This is a genomic window from Bacillus sp. Marseille-Q1617 (assembly GCF_903645295.1).
Classification (GTDB): Bacteria; Bacillota; Bacilli; order Bacillales; family Bacillaceae_B; genus Rossellomorea.
This window is the reverse complement of record NZ_CAHJXM010000001.1, coordinates 1,334,268-1,350,599: the sequence shown is the minus strand read 5'-3', so window position 1 is coordinate 1,350,599 and position 16,332 is coordinate 1,334,268. Positions and strand designations below refer to the sequence as shown.

Annotated in this window: 20 protein-coding genes; 10 read left to right on the top strand and 10 right to left on the bottom strand. The window is 41.9% G+C overall.

What is annotated here, in order from left to right; all coding sequences use genetic code 11:
- Nucleotides 1-30 precede the first annotated feature (30 nt).
- Entirely contained in the window at nucleotides 31-963 is a 933-nt protein-coding gene (locus HWX64_RS06735; protein WP_175988411.1) for a beta-ketoacyl-ACP synthase III, read from the bottom strand.
- A gap of 195 nt (nucleotides 964-1,158) precedes the next feature.
- Here HWX64_RS06735 and HWX64_RS06730 point away from each other — a divergent pair, with 195 nt between their 5' ends.
- Nucleotides 1,159-1,356: a hypothetical protein gene (locus HWX64_RS06730; protein WP_175988409.1), complete on the top strand. Its 198-nt coding sequence runs from the start codon at nucleotides 1,159-1,161 to the stop codon at nucleotides 1,354-1,356.
- A gap of 103 nt (nucleotides 1,357-1,459) precedes the next feature.
- Here the strand turns inward: HWX64_RS06730 and HWX64_RS06725 are convergent, their stop codons facing one another.
- The 4 genes from HWX64_RS06725 to HWX64_RS06710 all read right to left on the bottom strand — a co-directional run bounded on the left by HWX64_RS06725 (nucleotide 1,460) and on the right by HWX64_RS06710 (nucleotide 4,227).
- Nucleotides 1,460-1,651 (bottom strand): ComZ family protein, encoded by a 192-nt coding sequence (locus HWX64_RS06725; protein WP_175988407.1) that lies wholly within the window; start codon nucleotides 1,649-1,651, stop codon nucleotides 1,460-1,462.
- Nucleotides 1,651-2,619 carry a BMP family ABC transporter substrate-binding protein gene (locus HWX64_RS06720; RefSeq protein ID WP_175988405.1) on the bottom strand — a complete coding sequence of 323 codons (969 nt, stop codon included), beginning with the start codon at nucleotides 2,617-2,619 and terminating at the stop codon, nucleotides 1,651-1,653. The genes HWX64_RS06725 and HWX64_RS06720 overlap by 1 nt, the downstream gene beginning before the upstream one ends.
- Before the next feature lie 126 nt (nucleotides 2,620-2,745).
- Entirely contained in the window at nucleotides 2,746-3,462 is a 717-nt protein-coding gene (locus HWX64_RS06715; protein ID WP_175988403.1) for a hypothetical protein, read from the bottom strand.
- 21 nt (nucleotides 3,463-3,483) lie between these two features.
- Nucleotides 3,484-4,227 carry a hydrolase gene (locus tag HWX64_RS06710; protein WP_175988401.1) on the bottom strand — a complete coding sequence of 248 codons (744 nt, stop codon included), beginning with the start codon at nucleotides 4,225-4,227 and terminating at the stop codon, nucleotides 3,484-3,486.
- A gap of 241 nt (nucleotides 4,228-4,468) precedes the next feature.
- Between HWX64_RS06710 and HWX64_RS06705 the strand changes: the two genes are divergently transcribed.
- Complete coding sequence (locus HWX64_RS06705) at nucleotides 4,469-4,654, top strand: YjzD family protein (protein WP_175988399.1); 186 nt, start codon at nucleotides 4,469-4,471, stop codon at nucleotides 4,652-4,654.
- 44 nt (nucleotides 4,655-4,698) lie between these two features.
- On the opposite strand, the gene clpB is transcribed toward HWX64_RS06705, so the two are convergent.
- Together clpB and HWX64_RS06695 are read right to left on the bottom strand one after the other, a co-directional pair.
- Complete coding sequence (gene clpB, locus HWX64_RS06700) at nucleotides 4,699-7,296, bottom strand: ATP-dependent chaperone ClpB (RefSeq protein WP_175988397.1); 2,598 nt, start codon at nucleotides 7,294-7,296, stop codon at nucleotides 4,699-4,701.
- A 174-nt stretch (nucleotides 7,297-7,470) separates the two neighbouring features.
- The gene (locus tag HWX64_RS06695) at nucleotides 7,471-7,650 is read right to left on the bottom strand and encodes a YjzC family protein (RefSeq protein WP_032089181.1); all 180 of its coding nucleotides are present in this window, start codon (nucleotides 7,648-7,650) and stop codon (nucleotides 7,471-7,473) included.
- Between the two features lie 196 nt (nucleotides 7,651-7,846).
- On the opposite strand from HWX64_RS06695, the gene HWX64_RS06690 reads away from it, so the two are divergent.
- Complete coding sequence (locus HWX64_RS06690; RefSeq protein WP_175988395.1) at nucleotides 7,847-8,656, top strand: undecaprenyl-diphosphate phosphatase; 810 nt, start codon at nucleotides 7,847-7,849, stop codon at nucleotides 8,654-8,656.
- 530 nt (nucleotides 8,657-9,186) lie between these two features.
- Here HWX64_RS06690 and HWX64_RS06685 read toward each other — a convergent pair.
- Nucleotides 9,187-9,495: a metal-sulfur cluster assembly factor gene (locus tag HWX64_RS06685; RefSeq protein ID WP_175988393.1), complete on the bottom strand. Its 309-nt coding sequence runs from the start codon at nucleotides 9,493-9,495 to the stop codon at nucleotides 9,187-9,189.
- A 70-nt stretch (nucleotides 9,496-9,565) separates the two neighbouring features.
- The gene (locus HWX64_RS06680; protein ID WP_175988391.1) at nucleotides 9,566-10,339 is read right to left on the bottom strand and encodes a prolyl oligopeptidase family serine peptidase; all 774 of its coding nucleotides are present in this window, start codon (nucleotides 10,337-10,339) and stop codon (nucleotides 9,566-9,568) included.
- A gap of 233 nt (nucleotides 10,340-10,572) precedes the next feature.
- On the opposite strand from HWX64_RS06680, the gene HWX64_RS06675 reads away from it, so the two are divergent.
- The 3 genes from HWX64_RS06675 (at nucleotide 10,573) to HWX64_RS06665 (ending at nucleotide 11,835) form a co-directional block, all read left to right on the top strand.
- A complete protein-coding gene (locus HWX64_RS06675) occupies nucleotides 10,573-11,388 on the top strand; it encodes a Cof-type HAD-IIB family hydrolase (RefSeq protein WP_175988389.1) in 816 nt (271 codons plus the stop codon).
- Between the two features lie 101 nt (nucleotides 11,389-11,489).
- Nucleotides 11,490-11,642, top strand: a complete 153-nt coding sequence (locus tag HWX64_RS06670; RefSeq protein WP_175988387.1) for a hypothetical protein — start codon at nucleotides 11,490-11,492, stop codon at nucleotides 11,640-11,642.
- Nucleotide 11,643: 1 nt separating this feature from the next.
- Entirely contained in the window at nucleotides 11,644-11,835 is a 192-nt protein-coding gene (locus tag HWX64_RS06665; protein ID WP_175988385.1) for a DUF3813 domain-containing protein, read from the top strand.
- 74 nt (nucleotides 11,836-11,909) lie between these two features.
- Here HWX64_RS06665 and HWX64_RS06660 read toward each other — a convergent pair whose 3' ends face one another.
- The gene (locus HWX64_RS06660) at nucleotides 11,910-12,764 is read right to left on the bottom strand and encodes a YitT family protein (protein WP_175988383.1); all 855 of its coding nucleotides are present in this window, start codon (nucleotides 12,762-12,764) and stop codon (nucleotides 11,910-11,912) included.
- A gap of 177 nt (nucleotides 12,765-12,941) precedes the next feature.
- On the opposite strand from HWX64_RS06660, the gene HWX64_RS06655 reads away from it, so the two are divergent.
- From HWX64_RS06655 to HWX64_RS06640, 4 genes are all read left to right on the top strand, one after another.
- Entirely contained in the window at nucleotides 12,942-13,790 is an 849-nt protein-coding gene (locus HWX64_RS06655; protein ID WP_175988382.1) for a DegV family protein, read from the top strand.
- A gap of 71 nt (nucleotides 13,791-13,861) precedes the next feature.
- Nucleotides 13,862-13,993 (top strand): DUF3941 domain-containing protein, encoded by a 132-nt coding sequence (locus HWX64_RS06650; RefSeq protein ID WP_175988379.1) that lies wholly within the window; start codon nucleotides 13,862-13,864, stop codon nucleotides 13,991-13,993.
- Between the two features lie 376 nt (nucleotides 13,994-14,369).
- Complete coding sequence (locus tag HWX64_RS06645) at nucleotides 14,370-14,861, top strand: YajQ family cyclic di-GMP-binding protein (RefSeq protein ID WP_175988377.1); 492 nt, start codon at nucleotides 14,370-14,372, stop codon at nucleotides 14,859-14,861.
- A gap of 112 nt (nucleotides 14,862-14,973) precedes the next feature.
- Complete coding sequence (locus tag HWX64_RS06640; protein ID WP_175988375.1) at nucleotides 14,974-16,323, top strand: CoA-disulfide reductase; 1,350 nt, start codon at nucleotides 14,974-14,976, stop codon at nucleotides 16,321-16,323.
- Nucleotides 16,324-16,332: the final 9 nt, after the last annotated feature.

The following is a 16,332-nucleotide window of genomic DNA, read 5'->3' as shown; positions in this document are numbered from 1 at the left end:
TTTTAAGCAAAATTATAGAAGAGTTACAGTTTATTTACCCCAGCGCATGACGATCGCGCCCCACGTCAGGCCGCCGCCGAAACCTACCATGACTACGATATCATCTTCCTTGACCCTTCCCTCCTGCAGATCTTCTACCAGTGATACGGGAATGGAAGCTGCTGATGTATTGCCGTATTTATTAACCGTTTTCGACATCTTTTCAACCGGAAGTTCCAAACGCTGTCTGGCAGCTTCCATGATGCGGATGTTTGCCTGATGAGGGATAAGGAAGTCCACGTCCTCTTTTTTTAATCCGGCTTTTTCGATAACATTTACGCTGGATTCACCCATTTGGCGGACAGCAAACTTGAATACTTCCCTGCCGTTCATGACGATGTTTTCTTCTTGATACAAATGTTTGGCCCCAGAACCATCTGCTCCAAGTTCGAAGGCAAGAATACCTTTTCCTTCAGATACAGGCCCAAGAACCGCAGCACCTGCAGCGTCTCCAAATAATACAGCGGTATTTCGATCGTCCCAATCTGTAATCCTCGATAGCTTTTCAACTCCGACGATCAGAACGTTTTTATAAACCCCATTATCAATGAATTGTTTTGCCGTAATCATACCATACATGAACCCTGCACATGCTGCACTGATATCCATGGCTGCAGCTCTCTTGGCCCCCAGTCTATCCTGCAAAAGGCAGGCTACCGAAGGAAAAGGCTGATCCGGTGTTACAGTGGCAACGAGAATTAAATCAAGTTCCTCTGGAGTGATCTCCGCATCAGCGATTGCTTTCTTAGCTGCCTCATAAGCCATATCAGAAGTATCTATTCCTTCCCCGGCTACACGTCTTTCCTCAATACCTGTACGTGTACGAATCCACTCATCAGAAGTATCGACCATTTTTTCTAAATCTGCATTTGTCAAAACTTTCTCTGGAAGGTAACGCCCAATTCCGATTATTCCTGTATTCATACTGGCATCCCCTGCTTTCTTTAGTTTTCGTTCACCCTATACAATAAGTTTATTATCAATTATTATGACTTGGTACTAATTTTATCGAAAATCGGTTATTTGTGCAATGTTTTTATGATTTCCTTAAATCTACACATACGTCCATACTCGTACAATCCCTTTCTTCATAAATTATTACTGAGTGAAGGAGGTGGAATGATGGGAGAGCCGAATGAGATGCATCCACTGGATAAGTTAATGTATGGTGAACGCAGATCTGGAGGGGTCAACCGCGCCCCTAAAAAGGAGCGTAATTCTTTTTCAGATCCATTTTCACATCTTGATACCATTTTATTGACATTTGATAAACTTAAGCCTCTTTACCGGGAGGTGAATAGATGGCTGCGCTTTTGAATGAAGTTTATCAAATAGAGTCACTAATAATGATGTAGGAAGGATTAAAATTCATATTAGAGAGCATAAAAAAGACTGCCCAGCTAATGAGCAGTCTTCTTCTCTATTGTTCGTTATGTACGGCATCCCTTTTGCCTAATTCATATGCTTCCCCCATTACCTGGGTGAAAAGAGTCATAAAAGGCTGGAGCATTTCCGGGGATAGTTCGATGCCCGCTTCATCCAGCGTCTGTTTAGCTTGTGGTAAATACTTCATTGCGATCTGCATAAATTCCATCGATTTGTCTTGATTCATTACTTTGCTTCCTTCCCGTTTGGTAATTTTCCTGTTTCAATATAGGTTCTTACATGCTGATTCATAGTGGTTTGGAAATCTTCCGGGACCAAGGGGCTGAATTTCCCCATTGAAATAACACCGTCTTTAAAATCAAACTCCAGGACCCCCGATGATAACTCCCCTTTAGAATACTTATCAGCCACTACTTCATAGAGCTTATCCGCATGCTGGACGGTGCTTGTAAGGACCGTGGACTCTCCCAGATCCGACTGATCAGATACATACCCGATCGCAAACAAACCCCGTTCTTTAAGTTCTTCTATTACAGCTACATTATAGCCATCCCCGGCAGGATATACAACATCCGCATCTTTATTTGCAATTGTATTCAACCGATCCAAAGCTCTTGGTTTGTCATCCCAGTTCCTTGTGTATTCAACGATTACATCAATATCCTTATTCTGATACTTCGCTCCATCAATAAATCCCTGTACTTCAGGCTGCCAATCAAATGCAGCAATCACACCAACTTTATCCGTATTCGTGTGACTGGCCGCTGTCATTCCACCGAAGAATCCCATGGAATAGCCTTTAAACTTCAAACTGGTTGTATTCTTTTCGGAAGCATCACCATTAAAGCTCACGAAATGGATATCCGGATATTCATTTGATATGCGATTAAAAACCTCTGCATATTCACTTCCGTGACCAAAAACTAAGTTAACATCGTCATTTTCATATTCCAGAATTGCCTGTTCTATTGATGTATCATTGTTCATGCTCTCTTTATAAAATACGTCTACATCGTGATTTGATTGTATTTTTAATAACCCTTTGTATCCTTTTGTCCCCCAGACTCCGTCATTGACTGTTTCAGGAACCAGTAAACCTACATTTTCTAATTCGCCGGAGGCATTTCCGTTCATACATCCGTTTATTCCAAGTGCTAAAACCGCCAGAATGAGAAAGTATAGTTTCTTTTTCATGTGCAGCAACTCCTTTAAAGCTCATGCAGCGCAGATAAAAAGAATAATAGAAAAATATTACACCAATATGTCTATTTTACCTTTATCGGTATTCATATAAAAGAGAAATTTTTCTTATTCCCGTCCTTACAGAGAGTTCATTCTCTGTCTCTGCTCCTTCAAAATGGTTTCATGTGATTTAGTGGGATGTACAATGATGGGTTCACCTTCATGGTTTCGTATTTGCACTGAAGGAAAGATGGGCTCATCGTTTATATAAGTAAGGGCTTCTTTCCAACTGGTTTCAGACAAAGATTTCAACGAGTATGTCCGGTGTTTCCCTGAATGTTTGATTATACAGTTTGCAGCATCTTTCACATAGATCGCGCCACTGGGGTCATCTGCAATTTGAAGGTCTTCATCCTTTACTCCCTGCAGCTTTCGTGAAAATAGGAATTGTGAAGGTTGATGTGCGCCATAGAGTGTCGGCAGATAAAAGGTGGTCGACCTAGTTTTACTTGGTTCCTCATCTTTTTTTCTTACAGAAAGATTGGAAAAGATTTGGACGATTTCTGGAAGGTCTTCATTTTGAGCTAAGGTTTGCTCGATCAACGATAGGCATTCGAAATTGCTTTCGAATTGGTCATAATAAGGGAGAAACAATCTGCATTCAAGCGGCAGTTCCCGATCCCAAGTGTGTGTGGAAACATATTGAATGTTAGCGTTTCTCCCTATTTCCAACCATTTATCTTTTGGTTCCTCCGGGTCATCTACGGCCGTCACAGTCCATCCTCTTTCAAGCAGAGCATTACAGAGTTCAAACCCCAAATACTGCTGGGCGGCAAGCACAATTGCATGGTTCACATCACTCACTCCTAATAAAGACTATAATTCTTTTTCGTGTAAAGAGAAGTAAGAAGCGAATTTCAGTCCAAGTGAATCTCTTTTTTCAGGCAGCACATAAAAGAGATCGGTTGAAAATCCTCTGACTAAACGATGTTTATATATATCTTTTATGAGAGGGAATTGATTTTTATAACGATTAACATTATAGGATTGAACAATATAAAGCGGAATAGGAATGTTTTTAAACACTTCATAGTCATGTTCGGATTGGATCAGGACCTTTTCATAGTCTTCTTTCTTTACCCCCCTGGATTCAGCCAATTCTTTTACCAGCCTTTTATAAAAGAACTTTTGTTCCTTTTCCTGCTGAACCTGTTCGTAGAGGGAAAGACACGGGGTGAGCATCACCACTCCGCGTATATCGTTCCTTATTTTAGAATAGAGCTCTTTGAATACCAGTGCTCCCATCCCCTCCGTCAAGATATGAATCTTGCCATTGATGATTTCAGTTCGTTTCACGTATTGATATAGTCTGACCGCTAACTCCACTGCCTGACCGCTACCCCAATTGGCTCCATATAGATTGCTGTAGTAAACAATGTATCCTTTGGCCATGAGATCTTTAATCCATTTTTTCCTGGCTTCATGCTGCTCCCAAAAGCTGGTTTTATCATCTACATAATGATGATGGTCACCAAGGATCATAACAGCAAATCCATTGGGTCTTTCAGGATAATGAATCATGCACCATTCTTGATCTAATTGAAACAATCGCTGATTCATTGGAATTCTCCTTTTACATAATGAGTCATTACAGTTTATGTACGGAAAGATTTTTTGAAAGGAAGTTTGCCTAATTAAGCAGAAAATCCGAACAAGTTATTTGCTGCTGAGCTTATGATAAGGGTTACATTTTCACATATTCGTCATTTATTATTTAAAACGGGTATGGTATGATAATAAAGATTGAAAATGGTTGGAACCCATCTACATATGAATAAAATAGAGGAATGAGGTGACTGGCGTGAGGTTTTTCTGGACATTTTTCTGGGCGTTCGTTTTGACGGAAATGTTAACTTACGTGGTAAGTTCAATGAATGGAACAGCTTTTCATTTTGAAACGGGATTGATTCTTTCAATCGGTGTTACAATTTTACTTTTTGTCATTACAACGATTATTCCAAACGACCCTGTTGAAGATCATCATTAAAAAGCAGCCTGTTGCAGGCTGCTTTTTATTTATATTTGAATTTACTAGCGAACAGAAAGATGCAGCCCTTCATCCCCGGCATCGATCACTACTTCTTCATTTATTCCAATATTGCCTGCAATCAGTTCCCTTGCCAGTTTTGTTTCAATTTCCCTTTGAAGATATCTTTTCAAAGGGCGTGCTCCGTATACAGGATCGTATGCGGCCTGTGCAATAAACTCTTTAGCTTTTTCAGTCAGATTTATGGTTATTTGCTGTTCTTCTACACGGGACTGCAATTCAATGAGAAGCTTTTCAATGATCCCTTTGACATTTTCGATACTGAGCGGCTTGAATAGGATGATGTCATCTACACGGTTCAGAAATTCAGGTCTGAACGAGCCTCTCAGCTGCTTCATCACCAGCTCTTTCGTTTCATCATCAATTTCTTCTTCCCCTTTATTTCTCTCCAATAAGTGGGCTGAACCAATGTTGGACGTCATAATGATAACCGTGTTTTTACAATCAACCGTTCTCCCTTGTGAGTCAGTAATGCGTCCGTCGTCGAGCATCTGCAGAAGAATATTGAACACTTCGGGATGAGCCTTTTCAATTTCATCGAGCAGGATCACTGAATAAGGCTTGCGTCTGATGGCTTCCGTGAGCTGGCCGCCCTCTTCATAGCCGACGTACCCGGGAGGGGCCCCGACCAGTCTTGATACAGCATGCTTCTCCATATATTCAGACATATCCATTCTAATCATCTGTTCTTCGCTATCGAATAAAGTATGGGCAAGCGTCTTGGCAAGCTCTGTCTTTCCCACCCCGGTAGGGCCAAGGAAAATGAAAGAGCCGATCGGACGATTAGGATCTTTGATCCCGGCCCTTGCACGAATCACTGCATCGCTGACAAGCTCTACCGCTTCCTCCTGCCCTATGACCCGTTCATGCAATATCTTGTCAAGCTTCAGGAGTTTTTCCCTTTCACCCTCGACCAGCTTGGTTACAGGGATCCCAGTCCACCTGGCTACGATGTTTGCAACTTCTTCCTCCGTCACTTCTTCTCTTACAAGCCTTCCCTCTTGTTCCTTCATCATTTCCTGTTCAACTGCCTGAAGTTCCTTTTCCATTGCGGGAATCCTGCCGTGCCTCAGTTCAGCAGCCTTATTTAAGTCATAATCGCTTTCCGCTTCTTCAAGCTGGCGCCTCAACTTTTCCAGTTCTTCTCTTTTTTCCTGAACCACCCCTATGCTTTCTTTCTCTTTTAGCCATTTGAGCTTCATTGCATCAGCTTTTTCTTTCAGATTAGTTAAATCTTCTTTGATTCGGCTCAGACGTTCCTTACTTTGTTCATCTTTTTCTTTAGTGAGTGCCGCCTCTTCGATTTCAAGCTGCATCACTTTACGGGTCACTTCATCCAGCTCGGAAGGCATTGAATCAATTTCCGTACGAATCATTGCACACGCCTCATCAATCAGGTCAATCGCCTTATCCGGCAGAAAACGATCTGAAATGTAACGATCGGACAGCCTTGCAGCTGCTACGATTGCGCGGTCGTGGATATTGACCCCATGGTGGATTTCAAACCGTTCTTTTAGTCCCCTTAAAATGGATACCGTATCTTCCACGTTCGGCTCCTGAACCATCACCTGTTGAAAACGGCGTTCCAGTGCCGGATCCTTTTCGATATATTTGCGGTATTCATTCAGCGTAGTGGCACCGATACAGTGAAGTTCCCCCCTGGCAAGCATCGGTTTCAGGATGTTCCCGGCATCCATTGCACCTTCTGTCTTGCCGGCTCCGACAATCGTATGCAATTCATCGATGAACAGAAGGATTTTCCCTTCACTTTTTTTCACTTCCGTCAGCACGGCTTTCAATCTTTCTTCGAATTCCCCGCGAAACTTTGCGCCTGCCACTAGGGAACTCATATCGAGTTCAAATATGGTCTTATCCTTCAGCCCTTCTGGAACATCTTTCCTTACAATCCGCTGGGCCAGTCCTTCGACGATTGCTGTTTTCCCAACTCCCGGTTCACCGATCAGGACAGGGTTATTCTTCGTTTTTCTTGAAAGGATGCGGATGACATGGCGGATCTCACCATCCCTGCCGATGACGGGATCTATTTTGCCTGATTTGACTTCTGCCACAAGATCCCTTCCATACTTTTCTAGTGCTTCATATGTAACTTCAGGATTTTGAGTGTTCACCTTTTTTCCTCCTCTTATTGAAGTAATGACTGTTGTCAGCTGTTCATTGGTGATTCCCTTTTCCTTCAAATATCGAATGACGGGATGATCGGGTTGCTGATAGAGAGCCAGGACTAAATGTTCGATTGATAAAAAATCATCACCCCATTTACTTCGGAGCTTTTCTCCTTCCTGAATGAGACGGTTTAGGTCATTGGATAAATATTGGCCATACTGTACTCCAGAACCTTCCACCGCCGGAATCCCCTTCAGCTTTTGCTGGAGAAAATCGTGTAAATCGGCTGTAATGATCCCAGCTTTTTCATAGATCGATTTAAGAAGTCCATCCGGATTTTGAATCAACATGTTCCATAAATGGAGTATTCGAATATCCGTATGCTTGTGATCTTTGGCAAGTTGACCTGCTGCGGCAAGTCCTTCTTGTATGCTGTGTGTCATGGAATCAACATTCATGTGCTTCAACACCTCTTCCCTCTCTTGACCTTTATTGACCTTTTGTATTATTATATCTTCTTCTCAAGAAAAATAAAAAGAAAAAGAACAAGGAATGACCGTAAGGACCAAGGAACGTTTTAACCCATTCCCTGTATCCTCTAACGGTAATCCTTGTTCCTGGAAACTTCATTATTAAGGTTTTCTCATGTAAGTCCAGTGGCGGTTGTGATTTGAATTTTCAGGGAACCGGTCTCCCGCTTTCATTTTTAGCTTTTGAGGATTGTTCACGTTGCTTCCGGTTTCACCAATTTCAATATAGATGCCATTATTCGGCGCTTTTTCTCCACCCCTAAAATGTCTTGGTTGTCCCATTCATATACCTCCTCCGTTTGAAGCGTGGCTTCTTTTATATTTTCTACTTCGCGGGGATGTTCATTCATGCCAGATGAAGGTATCTTCTTGAACATTAGATTACGGTTTGGTTAACATTCGGAAAAAGTCTTTACAGCCTGTTACCATTTGGTGTTAAATAAAAAAATGTGGAGAAATTACGCTTGGAGGATATGTAATGGATTTTTATCTGATAGTTAAATACTTATTTTTAGGAATATTCCAGGGTTTTACTGAACCGATTCCGATTTCATCGAGTGGTCATCTCGTTCTTGCTCAGTACTTCCTTGGGATTGAAGAACCGGGCTTGACCTTCGAAATATTAGTAAATACAGCTTCCTTATTTGCAGTATTATTAGTGTATCGAGAAGACATTTGGCGTTTGATTGTCAATGGCTTAGGATATTTTAAAGAAAAGACACCCGAAAACAAACGCGATTTCCATTTTATTGTTTACCTGATCATCGGGACGATTCCCGCAGGAGTCATCGGAGTGGTGTTTGGCGATGTCATAGAAAAACACCTTTCATCAGTTGTGACAATTGGGATCACCCTGATCATTACCGGAACTGCTTTATGGCTGATCCGAAACCTTCGCGGAAGGAAAAACGATGGGGACCTTAACGTAAAAGATGCCCTTATCATCGGTCTCGCTCAAGCAGTTGCACTGATTCCGGGGATCAGCCGGTCAGGCGCCACGATCGTTGCAGCCATGGCCCGCGGTATGAAAGCAGAAACTGCATTGCGCTATTCTTTCCTTTTATATATCCCGGTCAGTTTCGGGGTGATGCTTCTCGGGATCAAAGACCTGATTGATGCTCCGCCTGCGGCATCCATGACAATGCCTTATCTGCTGGCATTCTTTGGATCATTGATCGCATCTTACTTCTCATTAAAATGGTTTATGAATATCATGGCCAAAGGAAATCTGAAATATTTTGCTTTTTATTGCTTGATCGTCGGAATACTGGTTGTTATATTCATTTAATTACATTAAGAAGAGGCTGGGACAAAACTAATAAACCACCACTTAAAGACGAAAAATTTCAGCGTAGTCTTTTAATACCGCTAATGATTTCCGTGCAAGACTTCGCTTTCCGCGGGTAGCCCGTGAGCCTCCTCGTCGCGTAAGCTCCTGTGGGGTCTCACTTGTCTAGCTGCAGGGCTTAGAGGCACATGTCATAAGTCAAACCGTCCAAGAAGGCAAAGAACGCCTTCGTGGCCGATTCGTCTTATGCCACACGCCTCTGAGCAAAGCCCTTCCGCTATTCTTATAAGCTACTCTTCCCGCAGGAGTCTTCGTCTTGCACTCCAATCAATTGCTGGAAAGCGCTAAATCAAAATGTCCATCTGACCAAATTAAAAAGCCTGAACTAATTTGTCTCCTATAACGCAAATTAGTTGGGGTTTTATTTAGATAAAAAACACTTTTTCCCTTCCTCTTTTTTAGGTCTATAAATCATCTTTAATAAAAACGCCATAAAAAAATACCCCTAAGTTGAAGGGGTATTTTTTAAATCATGTGATGCCTAATGCAATTTTTGCGTAGCGTGACATCTTATCTTTGCTCCATGGCGGATTCCATACGATATCCACTTCTGTTTCTTTCACTTCAGGAATGTCACTTAATGCTGCCTTGACTTGATCCACGATCGTCCCTGCCAGCGGGCAGCCCATGGATGTGAGGGTCATGGTGACAGTCGCTTTTCCTTCTTCGTCTAGATCTACATCATATACCAATCCCAAATTGACGATATCTATTCCTAATTCAGGGTCCACAACCTGTTCAAGTGCTCCCATCAAATTATCTTTCAGATCCTGATCCATCGTTACACTCTCCTTTACTGTACTTCATCTTATCATTATCTTATCAAAGAAAGCCAATGAAGACAAAAGGTTAAGCCGAAAGATGTTTTTCGAACCATTCGACAAGCTTCATGACGCCGTCTCTTGAAACCTTATGGTCAGCTTTGTCATCAGCGATGAATAAGATATTTTCTTCATTGCCTTCATAGGCAGGTAAAATACTTTTGTAAAATTCTTCAGTCAGATGAAACGGAACGACTTTGTCTTTTTTTCCATGCCAGAACATGAGCGGGCGTCCCTTCAGCTTTTCAGGCTGCAGGCTTAAGTCATAGTGGGACAGTTCATTTAGGATTGCCTGCACCTCTTCCTCACTGAACGGCAGTTGATAACCTGAAGATTTCAAATGGGCAAGCTGTGCTTTGGCAAATTTCACATACGATGGATTGCCCATCAGTGAAACGGCAGAAGAAATCCAATCATACTGTGTCAATGCCCCAAGGGTGACAATCCCCCCCATCGAGGTGCCAGCCACCCCTACTCCATTCTCCACCAGCAAGCCTTTTTCCCCGAAATGCCCTTTCAAAATTGACAGTTCATGAATGCTGTTCAGTACAATCTTCCAGAAAACGCTGCCTAATTCTTCTTCCGATTTTCCAGTTGCTCTCTCACCATGCTCAAGACAATCAGGGAGTATGACCCGGAAGCCTTTTTCAGCCAAATAATAAGCATAATGGAGATTATGCTCTTTCGCACTGGTGAATCCATGTATAAAAAAGCACAATGGCAATGGATTGCTTTTTTCTTCTTCTCTAACAAGATGAAGATAAGGAATCTCTTTTATATTTGATTTCTCAACTACGATCATGGTAACGTGCTCCCTTCTGTACGCTGGTAACAGTAATATGATATCCTAGATTTTACAGTATGTATAATATTTAATACCCGTATTGTAAAAATATCATTACATTCGATTGCATGATATGGACAGCTTTCACTGGATGCATATACACTATTCTTACAGTGAGGATTTGCTGCAGCATACATATTAACACACCCATTTTGTATCATTACACTATAAAGAATTGGAGAAAATACGATATGAATTCACACGAAAAGCACTTAATAGTATTGGACCTGGACGGTACACTCCTGACCGATGAGAAAAAAATTTCATCCAAGACTCTTCATACATTGGCACAGGCAAGAAGACAAGGACACGAAGTGATGATTGCCACTGGCCGGCCGTACCGGGCAAGTGAAGTGTATTACAAACAGTTAAACCTGGGAACCCCTATCGTCAACTTCAATGGTGCGTTTGTTCATCATCCGACAGATGACACATGGGGTACTTATCATACCCCGATGGATTTACATGTATCAAAACAAATCATTGAAGCCTGCCATGACTTTCCGTTCCGAAATATCATCGCGGAAGTTAAGGACGATGTATACCTTCATTATCATGATGAAAAACTCATCGATGTATTTATGATGGGCAATCCATCCATCTCAACCGGGGATATCCGTGAAGTCCTCTCTGAAAATCCTACCTCAATGCTGATCCATGCGGAAGAGAAGGATGTGAAAGACATCCGTGCACATCTTGATGAAGTTCATGCAGAAGTGATCGATCACCGCAGATGGGCTGCACCGTGGCATGTCATTGAAATTGTTAAAACAGGATTAAATAAAGCCGTCGGCATCGAAAAAGTCGCTTCATCGCTTGAAATCCCACAGGAGCGAATCATAGCATTCGGTGATGAAGACAACGACTTTGAAATGCTGCAATATGCCGGCACAGGTGTGGCAATGGGTAATGCCATTGATAAACTGAAGGAAGTCGCAAATGACATCACATGGACAAATGAAGAAGACGGGATAGGAAGATACCTGCAAAACCGCTTTAATCTTTAATGGCAGGAGTGGGAATTTTTTTTACTGTAAACACTTCCGATACAAGCCATACTACAAGAGAACACAACTTTGTGTTCCAGCTTGTAAAAGGGGTGGTTGCAATGGGTAGAAATAAATCCAAACGATTTGTACAACAAGGTAAAGTTGCTGTAGAAAAACATGATGAACGTATTCCCTACCATTTGACATACGCAGAAGCAGAGGCAAATAAACTGTCATCTAAAGTGGAAGACTCCTCTTTGGGAGGAATTTAATATGAGCAATCCATTATTCAGGCAGGCACGCCAAGCAGTCAACTCCGCGAAACAGGCGGCAGCCCAAGGCGGGAATACTGAAGCATCTGTAAGCAAAGCAAAAAATGCCTTGTCTTCTGCATATGCTAATAGCAATGTAGAAGAACAACGCCAATTACGCGCCCTTCAAGATGAGTTGAATACCCTTCAGTAACGAGCAAAAAGGTTGACCTTCAATCACAAGGTCAACCTTTTTTATCGTCAAGCTGCAAGATATTCACTTTATCATTAATCTCTTCTGAAGAAACCGAAGATACCTGTCGTTTGTACGATGTTGGTAAAGGCGTTGGGGTCCACTTCCTTGATTGTATGCTCCAGCTCATACAGCTCATAGCGTGATATGACGATAATCATCATTTCTTTCGCCTCTCCTGAAAAAGCCCCTTTTGCAGGAACAGTGGTAATTCCCCTCATCAGCTTTGAATGGATGGCTTCGCGAAGTTCTTGTGATTTCTTCGTAATGATCATGGCCGTCAACTTCTCGTGACGGGTATGGATCGCATCGATGACACGTGTGGAAGCATAAAGTGTTACGAGAGTATATAATGCTTTCTCCCAACCGTATAAAAAACCTGCTGAAATGATGATGACCGCATTCATTACAAAGAAATACGAACCTACGGGCCTATCTTTCATGCGGGATAGAATCATCGCAATGATATCCATTCCTCCGGTAGAGGCACCCCACTTCAATGTAAGACCTACTCCAACCGCAGCAATGACACCTCCGAAGACCGCATTCAATAATATATCCGGGGATAAATGAATGACGGGAATGACCTCTAAGAAAAAAGAGGTCAGGAACACGGATATAAAGCTGTAAACAGTAAAGGACTTTCCAACCTTAAACCATCCGATAATGGTGACAGGAATATTTAATATGAATAGTAAAATACCTGTTGATACATTAAATTGTGTAAATTCCTTGATAATACTCGATAATAATTGTGCCATTCCGGTAAATCCACTTGCGTAGACATTTGCCGGTATCAAGAAAAAGTTCATGGCTATCGCACCCAGTATCGCCCCGATCAGTACGACCACAAACTTTTTTGCTTCTAAATGAACATGATCCCTGTTCATGCACAAACCTCCTCTGTTGTTTTAATTATGTACTACTAAATATGTTCCACAAAATATCATACCTAAACTCTGGCGGCAGGTCATCCCATTGGATTATTTTTTATAAAGGAATAGATTGTCATTTTACTTAAAAATAGCTAGACTTAAGCTATAAGTAAAGATAAAGGGATGAGAATAATGACAGTAAAATTATTTGCTGATAGTGCAAGCGATCTGCCAAAAGAATTTTTCAATCAGGACAACATAGAATTTTTTCCTCTTAAAGTACATATCGAAGGCCAGGATTACGAAGATTTAATCGATATCGAACCGAAAGCCGTTTTTGATAAAATACGTGAAGGGCATATGCCAAAAACATCTCAAGTATCCCCGGAAACGTTCCTGAAGAAATTTACCGAGCTTGCCGAGAATGATGAGAAAGGTATTTATGTCGCCTTTTCTTCTCAGCTTTCAGGCACTTATCAGACAGCCGTCATGATCCGGGATCAGGTAAAAGAAGAACACCCCGGGCTTGACCTTACCATCATTGATTCCAAGTGTGCGTCACTTGGCTATGGCCTTATCGTGCAAAGTGCATTAAAGACCCTGCAAGGAGGCGGGACGTACAAGGAAATCATTGATACCGTCACCTACCATGCAGAACATATGGAACACCTCTTTACTGTGGAAGATCTCGATTATCTTGCCAAAGGCGGACGTGTTTCAAAAGCCTCTGCATTCCTTGGAGGACTGCTCAATATCAAACCTCTTCTTCATGTCGAGGATGGTAAGCTTGTTCCGATCGAAAAGCTCCGAGGCAAAAAGAAGCTTCAGAAAAGAATCCTCGAGCTGATGGAAGAACGCGGTTCAAATTTATCACAGCAGACGATTGCCATAAGTCATGGTGATGATGAGGAGCTTGCTCTGGAAATGAAAAAGATGATTGAGGAGAAGTTCTCCCCAAAAGATGTTTTCATCAATATTATTGGATGTGCTGTCGGTTCTCATACAGGGACAGGTACATTGGCAGTATTTTTCCTTCGTTAACATTCATAAACCTCCCTTCAATTTGTCATACTAATTGAGAAGCTGTATCTATATTGAAGGGAGTTCTTATAATGCCGCATACTTCTGATAATGATAAAAAAGCAAAAGACAACCAGGCACTGCATGAAGAAAAAAACAAAATGAAAGAACTGAACCGTCAAGGCGGAAAAAATCAATATTCCAAAAAAACGGATCATATCTGAGACGTGCTTCACGCTGGAATTGAATCCAATTTACCACCTGTAGATACAGGTGGTTTTTCTATGCGTATCCCTGGCACACATGTGATTTTAGGTTATTTATTTTTTGCTCACAGGCAGCCAGAGGTTTATATACATATTACATTATTTTAAAACGGCTCCAGCAGTTGATTGGAGAGCAAGACGTAGACTCCTGCGGGAAAAGCGAGACAGGTGAGACCCCGGAGGCGAAAGCCGAGGAGGCTCACCGACCGCCCGCGGAAAGCGAAGTCTTGCACGGAAATCAACAGCGGTATTTAACACACATCCTCAGAGTTGTGCTACTGAACGACACTTGTCTATAATAATAGAAGAATCTAGTAATTGGAGGGAATCCCACATGGCAAAAGAAAGCTCATTTGATATTGTATCAAAAGTGGAAATGTCCGAAGTAAGCAATGCCATTCAAATCGCACTCAAAGAAATTCAGACCCGGTATGATTTCAAGGGGAGCAAGAGTGATATCAAACTGGATGGAGAAGAAATCGTCTTGGTTTCAGATGATGAATTCAAGATGAATCAATTAAAAGATGTATTATTGAGCAAATTGATCAAACGTAATGTGCCGGTCAAAAACCTTGATTACAGCAAGCTTGAAGGGGCTTCTGGAGGAACGGTCCGCCAGCGTGCAAAACTTGTGCAGGGAATCGACAGGGAGAATGCGAAAAAAATCAATACGATCATCAAGAACTCCGGTGTTAAGGTGAAGAGCCAGGTACAGGATGACCAAGTCCGTGTTACAGGGAAAAGCAAGGATGACCTTCAAAAAATCATGTCAGCAGTCAGGGAAGCTGATTTATCCATCGATGTTCAATTTGTAAACTTCCGCTGATTTGTTATCTTACATAGCCTAATGGGTACAATATACTCATTAGGCTTTTTAAAATTATTTCATTATCTACCCTTGAAATACTAACAAAAGATACATATAGGGAGGAGTAAAAATGAGTAACAAATTCATTGTCATTGGAGCTGTCGGGGGTGGTGCCACAACCGCATCCCAGCTAAGAAAATTGGACGACAAATCTGAAATCATCTTACTGGAAAGAACTTCTTATCTTTCTTATGGGGCGTGTGGAATGCCTTATTATCTGGGGGAAGTAATAGAAGACCGGGAAGATTTATTTGCCTATACCCCTGATAAACTGCAGGCCAGAAAAAACATTGATGTCAGAATGCAGCATGAAGCCGTAGAAATCGACCGGCAACAGAAATCCCTTAAAATTAAAGACCTTACTAACAACGAAGAATACCATGAGACCTATGATGCCTTGATCTTAGCAACAGGTGCTTCCCCATTCATTCCTGATATCGATGGACTTGAACAAATTCCCTCATTCACTCTTAGAACCGTTGAGGATATGGATAAATTAAAAAACTATCTGGAAACGGAAAAACCTGGTGCAGGAGCGATCATAGGTGGCGGATTTATCGGTGTTGAAATGGCAGAGAACCTGACCCGCCTTGGAATCGAAACCTGTATCGTCGAACGCTCCAATCACGTTCTCAGCGTCATAGACGAAGAAACAGCATTAAAGATACAACAACACTTAAAGGATAAAGGCGTAAAGCTATACTTGGAAAACGGACTTCACAAAATTAATTCAAAAAATGAAATTCAACTTGATAACGGAGAAACCATTGAAGCTGACTTCATTCTATTAGCAGTAGGTATTAAACCAAATAATAAACTAGCCCGTCAGGCTGGTTTGAGTGTGGGTGAATCCGGGGGTATCAAGGTAAATGAATTTATGCAGACCGATGACCCGGCGATTTATGCTGTGGGGGATATAGTGGAATCCTTCGATTTGATTGACGGCAGCCCAAAACAAGTTCCACTTGCTTGGCCGGCCCATCGCCAGTCCTATATCATCGCAAAACACCTTACGGGCAATCCTGTACCTTTTAAAGGCATGCTTGGAAGTGCAATAGCAAAAGTGTTTGATTTGACCATTGCCTCCACAGGATTAGGGGAAAAAGAACTCACCGATCGTAAAATAAAGTTCGTGACAGCCACCCATGAAGGCAAATCACATGCAGGATATTATCCGGGCAGCAAGGATGTATATGTCAGGGTCCATTTTTGTCCTGATACAGGTAAAATCTTTGGAGGGAATGTGGTTGGAGGCGAAGGTGTCGATAAACAACTTGATGTACTTTCAACGGCCATTACAGGCGGACTGACGGTCATACAGCTCCAGGAAATTGAAACGTGCTATGCACCTCCCTTCTCATCCCCGAAAGGCTTGTTGAATATGATTGGCTATAAGGCAGAAAAGCTGATGAATACATGACCATGCGAG

Excerpts from the sequence above, each read along its gene's own strand:
- HWX64_RS06735 (WP_175988411.1), bottom strand. The coding sequence starts at position 963 with ATGAATACAGGAATAATCGGAATTGGGCGTTACCTTCCAGAGAAAGTT.
- HWX64_RS06730 (WP_175988409.1), top strand. The coding sequence starts at position 1,159 with ATGATGGGAGAGCCGAATGAGATGCATCCACTGGATAAGTTAATGTAT.
- HWX64_RS06725 (WP_175988407.1), bottom strand. The coding sequence starts at position 1,651 with ATGAATCAAGACAAATCGATGGAATTTATGCAGATCGCAATGAAGTAT.
- HWX64_RS06720 (WP_175988405.1), bottom strand. The coding sequence starts at position 2,619 with ATGAAAAAGAAACTATACTTTCTCATTCTGGCGGTTTTAGCACTTGGA.
- HWX64_RS06710 (WP_175988401.1), bottom strand. The coding sequence starts at position 4,227 with ATGAATCAGCGATTGTTTCAATTAGATCAAGAATGGTGCATGATTCAT.
- clpB (WP_175988397.1), bottom strand. The coding sequence starts at position 7,296 with ATGAATGTTGATTCCATGACACACAGCATACAAGAAGGACTTGCCGCA.
- HWX64_RS06695 (WP_032089181.1), bottom strand. The coding sequence starts at position 7,650 with ATGGGACAACCAAGACATTTTAGGGGTGGAGAAAAAGCGCCGAATAAT.
- HWX64_RS06690 (WP_175988395.1), top strand. The coding sequence starts at position 7,847 with ATGGATTTTTATCTGATAGTTAAATACTTATTTTTAGGAATATTCCAG.
- HWX64_RS06685 (WP_175988393.1), bottom strand. The coding sequence starts at position 9,495 with ATGGATCAGGATCTGAAAGATAATTTGATGGGAGCACTTGAACAGGTT.
- HWX64_RS06680 (WP_175988391.1), bottom strand. The coding sequence starts at position 10,339 with ATGATCGTAGTTGAGAAATCAAATATAAAAGAGATTCCTTATCTTCAT.
- HWX64_RS06675 (WP_175988389.1), top strand. The coding sequence starts at position 10,573 with ATGAATTCACACGAAAAGCACTTAATAGTATTGGACCTGGACGGTACA.
- HWX64_RS06670 (WP_175988387.1), top strand. The coding sequence starts at position 11,490 with ATGGGTAGAAATAAATCCAAACGATTTGTACAACAAGGTAAAGTTGCT.
- HWX64_RS06665 (WP_175988385.1), top strand. The coding sequence starts at position 11,644 with ATGAGCAATCCATTATTCAGGCAGGCACGCCAAGCAGTCAACTCCGCG.
- HWX64_RS06660 (WP_175988383.1), bottom strand. The coding sequence starts at position 12,764 with ATGAACAGGGATCATGTTCATTTAGAAGCAAAAAAGTTTGTGGTCGTA.
- HWX64_RS06655 (WP_175988382.1), top strand. The coding sequence starts at position 12,942 with ATGACAGTAAAATTATTTGCTGATAGTGCAAGCGATCTGCCAAAAGAA.
- HWX64_RS06650 (WP_175988379.1), top strand. The coding sequence starts at position 13,862 with ATGCCGCATACTTCTGATAATGATAAAAAAGCAAAAGACAACCAGGCA.
- HWX64_RS06645 (WP_175988377.1), top strand. The coding sequence starts at position 14,370 with ATGGCAAAAGAAAGCTCATTTGATATTGTATCAAAAGTGGAAATGTCC.
- HWX64_RS06640 (WP_175988375.1), top strand. The coding sequence starts at position 14,974 with ATGAGTAACAAATTCATTGTCATTGGAGCTGTCGGGGGTGGTGCCACA.